Annotated in this window: 12 protein-coding genes; 5 read left to right on the top strand and 7 right to left on the bottom strand. The window is 67.1% G+C overall.

Features of this window, described 5'->3' with window-relative positions:
• Nucleotides 1-94 precede the first annotated feature (94 nt).
• From HNP46_RS23555 to HNP46_RS23545, 3 genes are read right to left on the bottom strand one after another with little or no spacing between them, the layout of a single operon-like run.
• Nucleotides 95-1,096 carry a class I SAM-dependent methyltransferase gene (locus tag HNP46_RS23555; protein ID WP_184593825.1) on the bottom strand — a complete coding sequence of 334 codons (1,002 nt, stop codon included), beginning with the start codon at nt 1,094-1,096 and terminating at the stop codon, nt 95-97.
• A 51-nt stretch (nt 1,097-1,147) separates the two neighbouring features.
• The gene (locus HNP46_RS23550) at nt 1,148-1,912 is read right to left on the bottom strand and encodes a DUF1835 domain-containing protein (protein WP_184593823.1); all 765 of its coding nucleotides are present in this window, start codon (nt 1,910-1,912) and stop codon (nt 1,148-1,150) included.
• On the bottom strand, nt 1,909-2,874 hold the full coding sequence (locus tag HNP46_RS23545) for a 2-hydroxyacid dehydrogenase (RefSeq protein ID WP_184593821.1): 966 nt from the start codon (nt 2,872-2,874) through the stop codon (nt 1,909-1,911). Before HNP46_RS23545 ends, HNP46_RS23550 begins: the two co-directional genes overlap by 4 nt.
• Before the next feature lie 218 nt (nt 2,875-3,092).
• Between HNP46_RS23545 and HNP46_RS23540 the strand changes: the two genes are divergently transcribed.
• A complete protein-coding gene (locus HNP46_RS23540) occupies nt 3,093-4,547 on the top strand; it encodes a DUF1266 domain-containing protein (RefSeq protein ID WP_184593819.1) in 1,455 nt (484 codons plus the stop codon).
• Nucleotides 4,548-4,636: 89 nt separating this feature from the next.
• On the top strand, nt 4,637-5,266 hold the full coding sequence (locus HNP46_RS23535) for a LysE family translocator (protein ID WP_184593818.1): 630 nt from the start codon (nt 4,637-4,639) through the stop codon (nt 5,264-5,266).
• Nucleotides 5,267-5,302: 36 nt separating this feature from the next.
• Here HNP46_RS23535 and HNP46_RS23530 read toward each other — a convergent pair whose 3' ends face one another.
• The 4 genes from HNP46_RS23530 to HNP46_RS23515 form a co-directional block, all read right to left on the bottom strand.
• Nucleotides 5,303-6,550, bottom strand: a complete 1,248-nt coding sequence (locus tag HNP46_RS23530; protein WP_184593816.1) for a cytochrome c — start codon at nt 6,548-6,550, stop codon at nt 5,303-5,305.
• Between the two features lie 12 nt (nt 6,551-6,562).
• Nucleotides 6,563-8,335 carry a GMC family oxidoreductase gene (locus HNP46_RS23525; RefSeq protein ID WP_184593814.1) on the bottom strand — a complete coding sequence of 591 codons (1,773 nt, stop codon included), beginning with the start codon at nt 8,333-8,335 and terminating at the stop codon, nt 6,563-6,565.
• Between the two features lie 3 nt (nt 8,336-8,338).
• Complete coding sequence (locus HNP46_RS23520) at nt 8,339-9,058, bottom strand: gluconate 2-dehydrogenase subunit 3 family protein (RefSeq protein ID WP_184593812.1); 720 nt, start codon at nt 9,056-9,058, stop codon at nt 8,339-8,341.
• A gap of 179 nt (nt 9,059-9,237) precedes the next feature.
• On the bottom strand, nt 9,238-10,413 hold the full coding sequence (locus HNP46_RS23515) for a thiolase family protein (protein ID WP_184593810.1): 1,176 nt from the start codon (nt 10,411-10,413) through the stop codon (nt 9,238-9,240).
• A 210-nt stretch (nt 10,414-10,623) separates the two neighbouring features.
• Here HNP46_RS23515 and HNP46_RS23510 point away from each other — a divergent pair, with 210 nt between their 5' ends.
• The 3 genes from HNP46_RS23510 to HNP46_RS23500 all read left to right on the top strand — a co-directional run bounded on the left by HNP46_RS23510 (nt 10,624) and on the right by HNP46_RS23500 (nt 15,958).
• The gene (locus tag HNP46_RS23510) at nt 10,624-12,306 is read left to right on the top strand and encodes a fatty acid--CoA ligase (RefSeq protein ID WP_184593808.1); all 1,683 of its coding nucleotides are present in this window, start codon (nt 10,624-10,626) and stop codon (nt 12,304-12,306) included.
• A 208-nt stretch (nt 12,307-12,514) separates the two neighbouring features.
• A complete protein-coding gene (locus tag HNP46_RS23505) occupies nt 12,515-14,437 on the top strand; it encodes a DUF1302 domain-containing protein (protein WP_184593806.1) in 1,923 nt (640 codons plus the stop codon).
• A 153-nt stretch (nt 14,438-14,590) separates the two neighbouring features.
• Entirely contained in the window at nt 14,591-15,958 is a 1,368-nt protein-coding gene (locus HNP46_RS23500; protein ID WP_184593804.1) for a DUF1329 domain-containing protein, read from the top strand.
• The last annotated feature ends 7 nt before the right edge of the window (nt 15,959-15,965 follow it).

The raw sequence follows: 15,965 nt of genomic DNA, 5'->3' as shown, positions 1-15,965 counted from the left end.
CTAATTCTGCGGTTCACGGGTGTCCTCGATATTTCAGGGCGCGCGGCGGTGCGCCGATCCAGCGGGCTGCGTGGAGTGTAGTGCGAGCTCTGGATCAGCGCCGGGCGCTGTAGATGCGGAAGCCGTCGGCCTCGGCCAGGGTGCGGCAGGGGCCCAGGTGCTGTTCGATCAGCGGCGGGTATTTCAGGAAGCTGTTGGCCACCAGGCGCAACTCGCCGCCGGTCGCCAGGTGCCGAGCCGACTGGCGCAGCAGGTGTTCGGTGGCGGCGTAGCTGGTGTGCACGCCCTGGTGGAAGGGCGGATTGCTGACGATGGCGGCGAGGTCCTGCGGCGCGGTATCGATGCCGTCACCGGCGATCACCTCGCCCTCCAGGCCATTGGCGGCCAGGGTCAGACGGCTGCTTTCGACAGCGAAGGCGTCGACGTCCAGCAGGGTCAGGCGGCTCTGTGGATAACGTCGCTTGAGCGTGGCGCCGAGCACGCCGGCGCCGCAGCCGAAGTCCAGTACATGGCCGGCCGGCAGCTTGTCCAGGTGCTCCAGCAGCAGGGCGCTGCCGCGATCCAGGCGGCCATGGCTGAACACGCCGGGCAGGGTGATGACCTGCAGCGGACCATCGGCCAGCGGCAGTTCGTAGCGCTGGGTGAGGGCATGCAGATCGGGGGCGGCCGGGGCGCCATCAATGTGCGTGTGCCACAGCTGGCAGTGACGGGCGCTGTCCAGCTTGCTGGCGCGGCCGAATTCGCCGAGTTGCTTGCTGGCGCGTTCGACGCCGGCGCGCTTCTCGCCGACCAGGTAGAGCTCGCCGTCCGGCACGCAACTGGCCAGGGCGGCCAGCAGGTAGTCGGTCAGCTCGCGGGACTTGGGCAGGAACAGCACGGCAGCGTCGAATGAGCCGGCCGGCGCCGTGGCGCCGAAGTAGCAGCGGCCGGGGTAGCGGTTTTCGAGCTGGCGGGACTCGCCCGCGTGCCAGCTCCAGCCCTGGGCTTGCGGCAGGTCGCCGAGCAGGGCGTCGGCGGGCAGGCCGGCGAGCAGGACGCGGCCCTGGAAGCGCTCGATCTGGCGCAGCAGCACTTCACTGGTGGGGGCGTTGGACATGCGGCCTCCTGGAAAAAGGGCGCGAGTTTAGCAGGGCTGGCAGCGGCCGGCCTAGGCGAGACGTACCTCGCCAGTGCTCCAGAAGTCCTCGCCACGCAGCTGGAGGCGTCCCGCCGCGACCAGTTCGCGCAGGCGCCAGGCGGCCAGCAGGTCGCTGACGAACAGCCCGTCGACATAGGCCATGGTCGGGCCGATCACCGAGCGGACGGGACGCCACTGCTCGGTAACGAAATCCACCAGCACGCTGTCGATGTGCTCGTAGCCGCTGGCCGTCAGCTGGCCATCCAGCCACAGGCGCAGCTCGGCGTTGTCCTGCAGCGCGCGCTGCCATTGCCCGCCCAGCTCCCGGCGCTCGGTGGCGCTCAGTTCGTGGCTGGCGGCCAGGGCGTTGGCCAGCTCCTCGGGCCCCAGCATGGCAATGGCGTGGCGATCGTCACAGCGGCACTGGCCGCTGCCGGCGGCGACGCTGCGCAGGCTGACGTGCGCCGGCAGCAGCGCGCAGACCCGGCGCAGCAGCAGTTGTTCGCTGGCGCTGTCGCCGTGCCAGAGGGTGACGATGGCGGCGTCCGGGCTGCGCAGCCAGTTCGCGTCGGTGGCCATCTCGATGGCGATTTCCCGGTAGCGCAGGGCCTCGTCACCCAGTGCATGCCAGAAGGCGGCGCGTTGTTCGCAGGGCGGTGTGTCGACGTCGCTCAGCGGGCCGACGGCCAGGTCGTCCGGCATCACGCGGATGTTCTTCTCGGTCAGCACGCCGGCTTCGACTGCCCGGCGCAGGGCATCGGCGGCGCCGTCACCACAGACCAGATGCAGGCTCATGGCGCCACCACCCGGCGCGGTTCGCCGGCGAAGAAGGCGCTGGCGTTCTCGCTCAACTGGCCGACGATGCGCTGCCGCGCCTCGCGGCTGCCCCAGGCGCTGTGCGGGGTGAGGATGAAGCGCGGGATATCGCCGGCCAGCAGCGGGTTGCCGTCACTGGGCGGCTCGACGCTGAGCACGTCGAAGGCTGCGCCGCCCAGGTGGCCGCGGCGCAGGGTATCGGCCAGCGCCTGTTCGTCCACCAGGCCGCCGCGGGCGGTGTTGATCAGGTAGGCGCCGGGTTTCATCCGGTCCAGTTCGCGCTGGCCGATCAGGTGGCGCGTGGCGTCGGTCAGCGGGCAATGCAGGGTCAATGCGTCGACCTGCGGCAGCAGTTCGTCCAGCGCCAGGCGGTCGGCGCGCGGTGGGCGACCGGGCAGGGCGCCGAGCAGCACGCGCATGCCGAAGGCTTCGGCCAGCTTCGCCACCGCGCCGCCCAGTTCACCGTGGCCGAGGAGGCCGAGGGTCTTGCCTTCCAGCTCGACGATGGGGAAGTCCAGCAGGCAGAACTGCGGCGCCTTCTGCCAGCGGCCCTGGCGGATCGCCGCCTGGTAGTCGGGCAGGCGGGTGGCCAGGGCGAGCAGCAGCATCAGGGTGTGCTGGGCCACCGACGGGGTGCCGTAGCCCTGGCAGTTGCTCACGGTCACGCCGTGCTGGCGTGCGGCTTCGAGGTCGACGTTGTTGGTGCCGGTGGCGGCTACCAGGATCAGCCGGAGGTCCGGGCACTGCTCGAAAACCTCGGCGCCGATACGCACCTTGTTGCTGATCGCCACTTGCGCCCCTTGCAGTCGCTCGGCCACCTGCTGCGTGTCGCTGCGATCGTGCAGGACCAGTTCGCCGAACGGCGCACGCAGCGGCGCCAGGTCGAGGTCGCCGAGGTCGAGGGAAGCGTGGTCGAGGAACACGGCGCGGGAAGCATTCATGGGCGATGACACCTTGATCGGCGGGACGGAGTGAAGGGGATTCTCGGCGCAACGCCGCTTGCCAACAACCCAGGCTGCCCGCGCGGCGAGGGGCGCAATGGGCTGCACTGAGGTTAGACGTTTGAGTGAAAAGTCTGACAGGCGTTTCGGTTTTTCCTCATCTGCCTGGCACGCCGTCCTTCGTAGATTGGGCCATCGAAACCTCGAGGTGACTCGCGATGATGGGTTGGCTGCTCTCCGGTCTCACGCTCTTCGGCCTTACCGGTGCTGGCGTGTGGAGCGCACGGGTGTGGTCCCGTGCCGACTCGGCCGCGTCCTTTGCCCGGGTGCGGCGGCGCAAGCCGGCGCGCTCCTGCGGCCCGGAACCGCTGCTCTGCTTCGGCGCGCTGATGGCGGCGTACGAGGGGCGCTCCGGAGCGGCGCTGGTGCGTGAGAGCGGCGAACTGGCCTCGCGGCTGGCGACGGAGCTGGCCGACTGCTGGAGCATCGGCGATGCGCGATCGGCGCGTGATGTGCTGCAGGAGATGTTGCTGGAGGCGCACAGTCTGCCCCTGGACGAAGATTTCCGCCGCCTGCAGCGCAACGAACCGAGCGCCTTCGACGGCGAGCAGCGGCTGCGCTGGCAGCGTGCCCGGCAGGCCTGGCTCAGGGCCGGGCTGGCGCTACCGAAGAACCTGTCGATGGCAGCCCATGACTACGAATGCATCGCCTGGCTGGCCAGGCGCTGTCATGCCTGTGGCTATCTCACCGAAGCCGAGGCCTGGCTGTGCCTGGCCTGGGTAGCCGAAGCGGCCATTCGCGACTTCGCCGACTGGCAGGCCTACGCCGCTTCCTACGCCCTGGTGCGCGCCACGTTGCAACGCGATGGCCAGCAGGGCCAGCAGGCGATCAGAGCCTATAAGGAACTGATGGCTGCCGCGGGCCAATGGCGCGCAACGCCCCTGGCGAGCATCCGGGTGGACGACGTGGTGCTGCAGGTCGAGCACGAGATAGCCTTCCCGGCCTGCCAGCCTCGTCAGTCGCTGCTGGCGTTCGGCTCCCTGATTGCGCTCAGTGCCGGCAGCCGTGCCGATCGACTGGCCATTGCGCCCGACGAGGGCGAGATGCACCGGGCCTGGCTGGCCCGGCACTGGCAGGCCGCTGACCCTGGCCAGGTGAAGGAGCGCCTGCACTGGCTGTTGAATACCGGCAGCCGGGCCCGGTTCGATGCCCAGCTCGAACGCAGCGTCGGCCGCCTGAGTGGTGACGCGGGAGCAATGGGCCATGAGCGCTATGAACAGGCGCGCCGGGCTTTGCTGAAGGCGGGCCATGATCCTGAACGGGTGGATGGCTGCCGGACCACGCTGGCCTACGATCTGGAACGCGCAGCCTTCGGCGCGCGCCTGGCCTTCGCCGCCGGGCTGCTGGACGAAGACAGCCTGTGGAATGCCTTGCGCCATATGGCGCGGGAGGCACGCTCGGCCTTCGCGGAATGGGAGCAGTACCTGTGCTCCGTCGTCATCGGTCATGCAATGGCCAACCAGGACCGGGATGCTGGCCGGCAATTGCTGCGCAGCGGCATGGCGCTGCTCGATGGCATCAGCCCGTTTGCCGAGCACCTGTCGCCCTGGCGGAGTTGCCCGCTTGGCAGGTTGCCGGTACTGCATTCGGTGGCGTCCGCCGCCGCTCACTGAACCTGATGCCGCCACTGGCCTGGCGCTTGTCGGCTCCCTGCGGACTCGTATAGAACTGCAGGCTTTCTTGGCAGGGGTTCGGAGGCGCGATGTACTGGGCGGAGTTTCTCACGGTGGCGTTCATTCACCTGCTGGCGGTGGCCAGTCCCGGTCCGGATTTCGCCGTGGTGGTGCGCGAGAGCGTGACCCACGGGCGTCGCGCCGGCACCTGGACGGCATTGGGCGTGGGCAGTGCGATCTTCCTCCACGTCACCTATTCGCTGCTGGGCATCGGCCTGATCGTGTCGCAGTCCATCGTGCTGTTCAACGCGCTGAAATGGCTGGCGGCTGCCTACCTGCTGTACATCGGCTTCAAGGCTTTGCGCGCGCGGCCGGCAGGTCCGGCGGCGGCTGAAACCGTCGCCGCGCCGGTGGAGCGCAGCGCGCGCGGCGCCTACGTTGCCGGCTTCGTGACCAATGGGCTGAATCCCAAGGCCACGCTGTTCTTCCTCTCGCTGTTCACCGTGGTGATCAACCCGCATACGCCGCTTTGGGTACAGGCCGGCTATGGCGTCTATCTGGCCTGCGCCACCGCCGCCTGGTTCTGCCTGGTGGCGCTGCTGTTCAGCCAGCAGCGCGTGCGCGCCGGCTTCGCTCGCCTGGGGCACTGGTTCGACCGGGTGATGGGCGTGGTGCTGATCGGCCTGGGTGTGAAGCTGGCATTTACCGAGCTGCGCTGAACGCGGCGCAGCGCCTGCCGCCCCGCCGCGTGGGTGTCAGTTCAGCGCGCGCAGCCGCGCCACGTCCTCGGGCTGTACCGGCGTGCCCTGGTAGCCCCAGGCCGAGCGCAGGAAACTGCTCAGTTCGGCCACCTGGCGATCATCCAGCCGCCAGCCGAAGTCCGGCATGCGCAGGCCGCTGGGGGCGCCGCGGGTCACCGGTACCTGGCCACCCTGGAGGATGATGCGGATCAGCGAGTCGGCGCTCTGCCCGGTGACCGCCGAATTGCCCGCCAGGCGTGGGAAGGTGCGCGCGTAGCCCTGGCCATCGCTGCGATGGCAGGCGGAACAATTGTCCAGGTAAAGCTGCTCGCCAGGGCTGCGCGGGGCTCCCTGGGCCAGCGTGGCGCTGGTGCGGTCCGCTCCCGGTGGGGCAGCCGGCGTCGCTGGCGCCAGCGAGCGCAGGTAGACCGCCACGGCCTCAAGGTCTTCGTCATTGAAGTACTGCGTACTGTGCGCCACGGCCTCCGCCATCGGGCCGAAGGCGGCGGTGTGGACGTTGCGCCCGTTGCGCAGGAATTCCACCAGGTCCGCCTCGGTCCAGCCGCGCAGGGCGTCGCCGGCATTGCCGGTGAGCGCCGCGGCGTACCAGCCGGCCAACTGGCCGCCGCTTAGGTAGTCGCCGTCGCTCTGGTCCAGGGCCTTTTCCTGGAAGGCCAGTCCGCGTGGCGTATGGCAGCTGCCGCAGTGACCCAGACCCTGCACCAGGTAGGCACCGCGATTCCATTGGGCGCTCTTGCCGGTATCCGCCTGGTACGCCTGGGCGCCGGCGAACAGGCTGTTCCACCAGCTCAGCGGCCAGCGCATGGACAGCGGCCAGACGATGTCCGGCGGGCGATTCTCGCTGGGGTCGGCGGCAACACCGTGGAGGAAATAGGTATAGAGATCGCCGACATCCTGGTCAGTCAGGCGGGCAAAGGACGGATAGGGCATCGCCGGATAGAGCTGGCGGCCGTCGGCGGCTATCCCGTGACGCATGGCGTTGTCGAACTGGGCGAGGCTGTAGCTGCCAATGCCGTTGCGTGTGTCGGGGGTGATGTTGCTGGCGTAGATCGGTCCCAGGGGCGACTGCAGGGCCACGCCGCCGGCGAACGGTCGTCGGGCATCGAGGGTATGGCAGGCCGCGCAGTCCCCCAGCAGGGCGAGGTAACGACCGCGTTCCAGGCTGGCCTGCTGCGCCAGGTCGGCGGCCTGGGCGAGGCCGATGCACAGAGACAGCGCCAGTGGCAGAAGGATGAGTTTCATGAGCGCATCTCCTCAGGCGGCCACCAGCGGGCCGGGATTCTTCAGGTACTGCGTGCGGATTGCCTGCGCCGCCCAATAGGCCAGCGCGCCGACGATGCCGGTGGGGTTGTAGGCCATGTTCTGCGGGAAGGCGCTGGCGCCGAGGACGAACAGGTTCGGTACATCCCAGCTCTGCAGGTACTTGTTGACCACGGTCTGCCTGGGGTCCTCGCCCATGATCGCGCCGCCGGTGGTGTGGGTGCTCTGGTAGTGGGTGGCGTCGAAATGCGCCTCGGGGCCGCTCTCGACGCTGTGGCGCGGGCCGAGCACGCGGGCGATCTCGCGCAGCCGGGCCAGCATGAACTGCGCCTGCAGCACGTCGTTGCGCTTCCAGTCGAAGGTCATGCGCAGCAGCGGCAGGCCGTGCTGGTCGGTGTAGGTCGGGTCGAGGTCCAGATAGCAGTCGCGATAGGCCATGTTCGAGCCTTCGGCGTGCAGATTCATGCTGTGGCCGTAGTGATCGCGCATCGCCTGCTTCCAGCCGCTGCCCCAGGTGGGCGCGGTATGCGGCAGGCTGGTCTGCTGGATCGGTCGGCCGCCGCTGACCGATGAGGACAGGTAGGCGCCGCCGATGAAGCCATTGTCCTGGCTGAAGAACGCCGCGTTGTTGTAGTCGTCCAGGCAGGTGAAGGCGGCGCCGGCGCCGACGAAGGGATTGAAGTGGCGGTCCTGGTCGAAGAACAGGCTGATGCCGGCGTTCATCTGGTAGGCGTAGTTGCGCCCCACCGTGCCTTCGCCGCTGCGCGGGTCATAGGGTTGGCCGATCTTCGAGAGCAATAGCAGACGTACGTTGTGCAGCTGAAAGGCGCTGAGGATCACCAGGTCCGCCGGCTGCTCGACTGAGCGGCCCCGGTGATCGATGTAAGTCACCCCGGTGGCGCGGCGGCCGCTGGAGTCGGTGTTGATCCGCACCACCTGCGAGCGCGGACGCAGCTCGAAGTTTGCGGCCTGGCGCAGCAGCGGCAGGATGGTCGACTGCGGCGAGGCCTTGGCGTAGTTGAAGCAGCCGAAGCGCTCGCAGAACCCGCAGTAGTTGCAGGGGCCCAGTTGCGCGCCGTAGGGGTTGGTATAGGGCTCGGTGCAGTTGGCGGCGGGGCAGGGAAAGGCGTGCAGGCCCAGTTCGCGGCTGGCCTGGGAGAACAACTGGCCGGCGTACAACGGCCTCATCGGCGCAGTGGGGTAGGCATTCTGCCGCGGCGCCTCGAACGGATTGCCGCCGGCGATCAGTTCGCCGCGCAGGTTGCCGGCCTGACCGGCGGTGCCGCAGACCTTCTCGAAGCGATCGAAGTAAGGCTCCAGCTCGGCGTAGGTGACGCCCCAGTCGCGGATCGTCATGTCCTCGGCCATGGCGGCGGCGCCGTGGCGCTCCAGGGTGTTGCTGCGCAGCTGCAGGTCATAGGGCTGCATGCGCCAGTGCTGGCCGTTCCAGTGCACGCCGGCACCGCCGACGCCGTCGCCGGGCAGGAAGGCGCCCAGGCGGCGATAGGGCACGGCGGTACCGGCGGTATTGTGGCGCAGGGTGACGGTTTCCCGGGCGAGGTTCTGGAACAGCTGGTAACGCACGGCGTAGGTCAGCTCGTCGGCTATGCGTGGGTAGGCGAAATCCGGATAGGTGTCGCGATTCTCGCCGCGCTCCAGTGCCACGACATGCAAACCGGCGTCGGAGAGTTCCTTGGCCATGATCGAGCCGGTCCAGCCCAGGCCGATCACCACGACATCGACGGACGGCATCTTCAGGTCGCTCATGGCTCAGCTCCTGCGTCCGGCGATGTCCACCGGCCCCTGGGGATAGGCGATGCCGGGACGATCGGCCCAGTCGGCGTAGTCGGCACGGGCACCGGGGAAGCCGATCAGTTTCCACGAGGCCATGCTGCGGTTGCCGCCGTGGAGTGGGTCGCTCAACCAGCCCTCGCGGGTGTTGCCCAGCAGTTGCTGGAAGAACAGCCGGGCGGGGCAGCCTTCGAGCACCAGGCGATCCTTCTCCAGGGCTTCGAGCACTTGCTCCTGACGGGCATCGTCGAGTTCGTCGAAGCGCTGGCCGGCAAACTCGCGGCGACAGTGCGCGTTCACCGCCGCGATGCCGACGCGGTATAGCTCGCGGGGCGTCAGCGGGCTCTGCGGGCCCAGTTCGGGCGGGCCGTCAAGGAAGGGCCCGCGCATGTACCAGAGTCCGCCGTGGCCATAGTGGTTGTCCATCTGCCGGTCGATGAAGTGCGGCACGCCCTCGGCCACCGCGCCTGGGCCGAGGGCGTCGCTGGGGATCAGGCGGTCGCAGGCGGCCAGCAGGAACAGCCATTCCTCGGCGTTGAAGTACACCGGCGCGTCGGCCGGGCCTGCGGGTGGGGCAGGGTTCGCGGCGGCCTGCAGCAGGTCGCTGGTGCCGAGCAGGGAGAGGGCGGGGATCAGCGTCAGGCCGCCCTTGAGCAGGCGGCGGCGGGAGGGTTCACGATCTCGGTTGTCTTGGCTCATGGGCAATGTCTCCGTGATGTGGGAGGCCCATGGTGAAACGATACTGCTGGCGCTGGATTATGGTGCGTCCGACGACCTGGTCGGATGGATCACTTTGCTTTGTAGGCCGCTACTGACATCTGTTCGCCGGATAAAAAAAGGGGCGCTGGATGCGCCCCTCTTGCCGGCCTGATCGAGCCTCAGACCAGCTCGATGGCCACCGCGGTGGCTTCGCCGCCGCCGATGCACAGCGAGGCCACGCCGCGCTTGCCGCCTTTCTTCTGCAGGGCGTTGATCAGGGTGACGATGATCCGCGAGCCGGTGGAGCCGACCGGGTGGCCCTGGGCGCAGGCGCCGCCGTAGACGTTGACCTTGGCGTGGTCCAGGCCGTGTTCGCGCATGGCCAGCATGGTGACCATGGCGAAGGCTTCGTTGATCTCGAACAGGTCGACGTCGTCCTTGCTCCAGCCAGCCTTCTTGAACAGGTTGGTCATGGCGCCGATCGGAGCCAGGGTGAACTCGGCCGGGTCCTGGCTCTGGGTGGCGTGGGCGACGATCTTCGCCAGCGGCTTGAGGCCACGGCGCGCGGCTTCTTCAGCGGTCATCAGGACCAGCGCGGAGGCGCCGTCGGAGATGGAACTGGCGTTGGCGGCGGTGATGGTGCCGTCCTTGCGGAACGCCGGGCGCAGGCCGGGGATCTTGTCCAGGTTGGCGGTCAGCGGCTGTTCATCGTCCTTCACCACGGTCTCGCCCTTGCGGGTGGTGACGGTGACCGGGACGATTTCCGCAGCCAGCGAGCCGTCCTTGATGGCGGCCTGGGCACGCTGCAGCGACTCGATGGCGTAGGCGTCCATCTCTTCGCGGGTGACGTTGTACTTATCGGCGGTTTCCTGGGCGAAGGAGCCCATCAGGCGGCCGCTGCGGGCGTCTTCCAGGCCGTCGAGGAACATGTGGTCCTTGATCTCGCCGTGGCCCATGCGCAGGCCGGTGCGGGCCTTCTCGATGACGTAGGGGGCGTTGGACATGCTTTCCATGCCGCCAGCGACCATCACGCTGTTGCTGCCTGCCTTGAGCAGATCGTGGGCCAGCATCACAGCCTTCATGCCCGAGCCGCAGAGCTTGTTGATGGTGGTGCAGCCGGTGGCGGCGGGCAGGCCGGCGTTCAGCGCCGCCTGGCGGGCCGGGCCTTGCTTCAGGCCGGCGGGCAGCACGTTGCCCATGATCACTTCCTGCACGTCCTCGGGCTGGATGCCGGCACGGGAAACCGCTTCGCGGATGGCGATGGCGCCCAGGTCGACGGCGGAAACGCCGGACAGGCTGCCCTGGAAGCCGCCCATGGGAGTACGGGCGCCGCTGACGATGACGATCTCGGACATGAAAAAAACCTCTTCGCTCTTGTTGTGATGCGCTATCGGGGTCCCGGTCATGAACGACCGGGCGTCAGGATTCTACCGCGTGACTGGATGTCGCCAAAGAGTCATCGGCAAATCACTCTTTTGACTGATGAATGGACACACACGGCGCTCTAGAGTCGGTCTCATGCTCATAAGACCTACCGCGAATCCAGCCTCGAGAGTGCGCCCGCCATGCTGAAAACCCGTGTCATCCCTGCTGCACAGAACGCCTACCAGTACCCGCTGTTGATCAAGAGCCTGCTGCTGTCGGGCAGCCGTTACGAAAAGGGCAGGGAGATCGTCTACCGCGACACCGTGCGTTACAGCTATGCCACCTTCAACGAGCGCGTTGCGCGGCTGGCCAACGTGCTCACCGAGGCCGGCGTGCAGGCCGGTGACACCGTGGCGGTGATGGACTGGGACAGCCACCGCTACCTGGAGTGCATGTTCGCCATCCCGATGATCGGCGCGGTGCTGCACACCATCAATATCCGCCTCTCGCCCGAGCAGATCCTCTACACCATGAACCACGCCGACGACCGCTTCGTGCTGGTCAACAGCGAGTTCGCCGCGCTCTACCAGGGCATCGCCGGGCAATTGACCACGGTGCAGAAGACCCTGCTGATCACCGACGGCGCCGACAAGAGCAGCACACTGCCCGACTGCGTGGGCGAGTACGAGACCCTGCTGGCCGCCGCCAGCCCGCGCTACGCCTTCCCCGACTTCGACGAGAACTCGGTGGCGACCACCTTCTACACCACCGGTACCACCGGTAACCCCAAGGGTGTGTACTTCACCCACCGCCAGCTGGTGCTGCATACCCTGGCCATGGCCGCGACCATCGGCAGCCTGGACAGCATCCGCCTGATGGGCACCGACGATGTCTACATGCCGATCACCCCGATGTTCCACGTCCACGCCTGGGGCGTGCCCTACGTGGCGACCATGCTGGGGGTCAAGCAGGTGTATCCGGGCCGTTACGAGCCGGAGCTGCTGTGCAAGCTGATCCGCGAGGAGAAGGTGACCTTCTCCCACTGCGTGCCGACCATCCTGCAGATGATGCTCAACACCGCCAGCGCCAAGGACCATGACTTCGGCGGGCTGAAGATCATCATCGGCGGCAGCGCGCTGAACCGTGCGCTGTATGACGCGGCCAAGGCGCGGGGTATCCAGCTCACCGCCGCCTACGGCATGTCGGAAACCTGCCCGCTGATCTCCTGCGGCTACCTCAACCAGGAGCTGCTTGCCGGCAGCGAGGACGAGCGCACCACCTACCGCATCAAGGCCGGCGTGCCGGTGGCGATGGTCGAGGCGGCGATCATGGACGAGCACGGCGAGCTGCTGCCGGCCGACGGCGAGTCCCAGGGCGAACTGGTGCTGCGCGCGCCCTGGCTGACCCAGGGGTATTTCCGCGAACCGCAGAAGGGCGAGGAGCTGTGGCAGGGCGGCTGGATGCACACCGGCGACGTGGCGACCCTGGACGGCATGGGCTTCATCGACATCCGCGACCGCATCAAGGACGTGATCAAGACCGGCGGCGAATGGTTGTCCTCGCTGGAGCTGGAAGACCTCATCAGCCGCCACCCGGCGGTGCGCGAAGTGGCGGTGGTCGGCGTACCCGATCCGCAGTGGGGCGAGCGCCCGTTCGCCCTGCTGGTGCTGCGCGAGGGCCTGGCGCTGGACGCCAAGGGCCTGCGCGAGCACCTCAAGCCTTTCGTCGAGCAGGGCAACATCAACAAGTGGGCGATTCCCTCGCAGATCGCCGTTGTTACTGAAGTTCCCAAGACCAGCGTCGGCAAGCTCGACAAGAAGCGTATCCGGGTAGACATCGCCCAATGGCAGGAGGCCGGCAGCGCCTTCCTCTCCACGGTGTGACCGACGACCGGCAAGTCACGGTTTTCGGGCGTTCGTGCCAAGCAAGCGCTTGGCACGGCGCAGCCCAGTGACTGCGCCGCCTCGGCGACTGCGCAAGCGTCTAGTCAGGGCCTTTGTAAGACAAATCACACTTTCGAGCGATCAAGCACGGTAGGACGCTGGCTATAGTCGCCGCTACTCATAACAAAAAACACATGGAGTAGCGTCGATGAAAACCATGCAACATATCTGGCGCCTGGCGCGGTTGCCGCTGGCAGTCAGTCTGGCTTCAACGCTGGCGACTCCGGCATCGGCCGTCAGCTTCAACATCGGGGAAATCGAAGGTTCGTTCGACTCGACGCTGTCCGTGGGGGCCAGCTGGTCGACGCAGAATCCGAACAGCAACCTCATCGGCGTGAACAACGGCGGCAAGGGCCTGTCGCAGACCTCCGACGACGGCCACCTGAACTACAAGGCCGGCAAGACCTTCTCGAAGATCTTCAAGGGTATCCACGACCTCGAGCTCAAGTACGGCGACACCGGCGTGTTCCTGCGCGGCAAGTACTGGTACGACTTCGAGCAGAAGGACGAGAACACCGAATTCAAGCCGCTCTCCGACCACAACCGCAAGGAAGGCGCCAAGGCCTCCGGCGCGCAGCTGCTCGACGCCTTCATCTACCACAACTACGACATCGGCGACCTGCCGGGCACCGTGCGCCTGGGCAAGCAGGTGGTGAACTGGGGCGAGAGCACCTTCATCCAGAACGGCATCAGCGTGATCAACCCGTTCGACGTCACCGCCTTCCGCCGTCCGGGCTCCGAGATCAAGGAAGCCCTGGTTCCGGTGAACATGTTCTACATGTCGCAGAACCTCACCCAGAACCTCTCCGCCGAAGGCTTCTACCAGCTGGAGTGGGACCAGACCACCGTCGACAACTGCGGCACCTTCTTCTCCCAGCCGGACGTGGTGGCCGACGGTTGCACCCAGAACCTGGCGGTGCTGACCAACAACCAGGCTTCGATCAATACCCTGAACGGCCTGCTCGGCCCAAGCCTGGCCCTGACCCCCTCGCCGTGGAACGAAGGTATCGTGGTCAAGCGTGGCCCGGACCGTGACGCCCGCGACAGTGGCCAGTACGGTTTCGCCCTGCGCTACTTCGCCGAGGAGATCAACACCGAGTTCGGCGGCTACTACATGAACTACCACAGCCGTCTGCCGATCTTCAGCGGCCGCGGTGCCGATGCTTCCAAGGTGGCGCAGATCAACCAGTTGATCACCAACATCGCCCGCATCAGCCCGACCCTGGCTGCCCAGGCCGGCGCCGCCGCCATGGCCGGCAACTCCAGCTACTTCATCGAGTACCCGGAAGATATCCGCCTGTACGGCCTGAGCTTCTCCACCACGCTGCCCACCGGCACCGCGTGGAGCGGCGAGATCAGCTACCGCCCGAACGCGCCGGTACAGCTCAACACCACCGACATCCTCTATTCGGGCCTGGACCCGGTGGCCATCGGCGGCAATCACATCTACGACAACGCCTCGGTCCTGACCGGGAACGCCGGCGAAGACCTGCACGGCTATCGCCGCAAGGAAGTCACCCAGCTGCAGACCACCTTCACCCACTTCTTCGACCAGGTCATGGGCGCCGAGCGTCTGACCCTGGTGGGCGAGGTGGGCTGGACCCACGTCGGTGGCCTGGAAAGCCAGAATGACGCGCGCTACGGCCGCGATCCCGTGTTCGGCCCCGGCCCGCTGAATGGCAGCCTCAATGGTCGCCCGACCTGCGAAGCGCTGAACGCCTCGACGCTGGGTGCCGGTCCGCAGAACAACCTGTCGCGCAAATGCGAAAGCGACGGCTTCACCACCGCCGACTCCTGGGGTTACCGCGTCCGTGCAATCTGGGACTACAACGACGTCTTCGCCGGCGTGAACCTCAAGCCCAACGTGGCCTGGCAGCACGACGTGGACGGTTACTCCCCCGGCCCCGGCGGCAACTTCGAGGAAGGCCGCAAGGCGGTCAGCCTGGGCGTGGACGCCGACTACCTGAACACCTACACCGCCAGCCTGGCCTACACCAACTTCTTCGACGGCAAGTACTCCACCGTCGATGACCGTGACTTCGTCAGCCTGAGCTTCGGGGTGAACTTCTAAGCCGGCCCTTCAACCGGCACCTGGCCCGCCCTTGCGGCGGGCCATCCGCGCGGCCGGGTGACCCGGCCGCGCGGGGCAGCAGACTAGACCCGCGAATCGCTTCGCAAAGGCGAACAGCGCGGTGGGCAAAGACTCAACGAGGACGATAAACGAATGAGAACAACAAAGATCCTGCTGCACACGGGCGCCCTGGCGCTCAGCCTCCTCGCCTCCCAGGTGATGGCGGCCGTCTCTGCCGATGAAGCGGCCAAGCTCGGCACCACCCTGACCCCGATGGGCGCCGAGAAGGCCGGCAACGCCGACGGCAGCATCCCGGCCTGGACCGGCGGCCTGCCCAAGAACGCCGGCAGCGCCGACAGCAAGGGCTTCCTCAGCGACCCGTTCGCCAGCGAGAAGCCGCTGTTCACCATCACCGCGCAGAACATGGACCAGTACAAGGCCAAGCTGACCCCCGGCCAGCAGGCCATGTTCAAGCGCTACCCCGACACCTACAAGATGCCGGTGTACACCACGCACCGTACCGCCACCGTGCCGGACAGCGTGCTGGCCGCGACCAAGCAGAACGCCACCAAGACCAACCTGCTGCAAGGCGGCAACGGCCTGGAGAACTTCCAGACCGCCAACCCCTTCCCGATTCCCAAGGACGGCCTGGAAGTCATCTGGAACCACATCACCCGCTACCGCGGCGGCCATGTGCGTCGCCTGGTGACCCAGGCCACCCCGCAGGTCAACGGTTCCTACTCGCTGGTGTACTTCCAGGACGAATTCGTCTTCCGCACCGACCTGAAGGACTACGACGCCAGCAAGCCGAGCAACGTGCTGTTCTACTTCAAGCAGCGCGTGACCGCTCCGGCACGTCTGGCCGGTAACGTGCTGCTGGTGCACGAGACCCTCGATCAGGTGAAGGAGCCGCGTCTGGCCTGGCTCTACAACGCCGGTCAACGCCGCGTACGCCGTGCCCCGCAGGTTTCCTACGACGGCCCGGGTACCGCCGCCGACGGCCTGCGGACTTCCGACAACCTGGACATGTACAACGGCGCGCCGGACCGCTACGACTGGAAGCTGGTGGGCAAGCAGGAGCTGTACATCCCGTACAACAACTACAAGCTGGATGATCCCAAGCTCAAGTACGCCGACATCATCAAGCCGGGCCACCTGAACCAGGACCTGACCCGCTACGAGCTGCACCGCGTGTGGCACGTGACCGCCACCCTGAAGCCGGGCGAGCGCCACATCTACGCCAAGCGTGACTTCTTCATCGACGAGGACACGTGGCAGGCCGTGGAAATCGACCATTACGACGGTCGTGGCACCCTGTGGCGCGTGGCCGAGGCGTTCAACCAGTACTACTACAACTACCAGGTACCGTGGTACACCGCGGAAACCCTGTATGACCTGCTGTCCGGTCGCTACCTGGTGCTGGGTCTGAAGAACGAGGAGAAATCCGCCTACGACTTCAACTACAGCGCTTCGGAAAGCGACTTCACCCCGGCAGCGCTTCGCCAGGAAGGCGTGCGCTGATCCCCCG

It is taken from the genome of Pseudomonas nitroreducens, assembly GCF_014204515.1.
Taxonomy (GTDB): domain Bacteria; phylum Pseudomonadota; class Gammaproteobacteria; order Pseudomonadales; family Pseudomonadaceae; genus Pseudomonas; species Pseudomonas nitritireducens_A.
Note: the sequence above shows the minus strand (reverse complement) of the source record. Positions and strands in the feature narration are given on the sequence as shown.

Bases quoted from the DNA above. Each gene is read 5' to 3' on its own strand.
- HNP46_RS23555 (WP_184593825.1), bottom strand. From the start codon at position 1,096: ATGTCCAACGCCCCCACCAGTGAAGTGCTGCTGCGCCAGATCGAGCGC.
- HNP46_RS23550 (WP_184593823.1), bottom strand. From the start codon at position 1,912: ATGAGCCTGCATCTGGTCTGTGGTGACGGCGCCGCCGATGCCCTGCGC.
- HNP46_RS23545 (WP_184593821.1), bottom strand. From the start codon at position 2,874: ATGAATGCTTCCCGCGCCGTGTTCCTCGACCACGCTTCCCTCGACCTC.
- HNP46_RS23540 (WP_184593819.1), top strand. From the start codon at position 3,093: ATGATGGGTTGGCTGCTCTCCGGTCTCACGCTCTTCGGCCTTACCGGT.
- HNP46_RS23535 (WP_184593818.1), top strand. From the start codon at position 4,637: ATGTACTGGGCGGAGTTTCTCACGGTGGCGTTCATTCACCTGCTGGCG.
- HNP46_RS23530 (WP_184593816.1), bottom strand. From the start codon at position 6,550: ATGAAACTCATCCTTCTGCCACTGGCGCTGTCTCTGTGCATCGGCCTC.
- HNP46_RS23525 (WP_184593814.1), bottom strand. From the start codon at position 8,335: ATGAGCGACCTGAAGATGCCGTCCGTCGATGTCGTGGTGATCGGCCTG.
- HNP46_RS23520 (WP_184593812.1), bottom strand. From the start codon at position 9,058: ATGAGCCAAGACAACCGAGATCGTGAACCCTCCCGCCGCCGCCTGCTC.
- HNP46_RS23515 (WP_184593810.1), bottom strand. From the start codon at position 10,413: ATGTCCGAGATCGTCATCGTCAGCGGCGCCCGTACTCCCATGGGCGGC.
- HNP46_RS23510 (WP_184593808.1), top strand. From the start codon at position 10,624: ATGCTGAAAACCCGTGTCATCCCTGCTGCACAGAACGCCTACCAGTAC.
- HNP46_RS23505 (WP_184593806.1), top strand. From the start codon at position 12,515: ATGAAAACCATGCAACATATCTGGCGCCTGGCGCGGTTGCCGCTGGCA.
- HNP46_RS23500 (WP_184593804.1), top strand. From the start codon at position 14,591: ATGAGAACAACAAAGATCCTGCTGCACACGGGCGCCCTGGCGCTCAGC.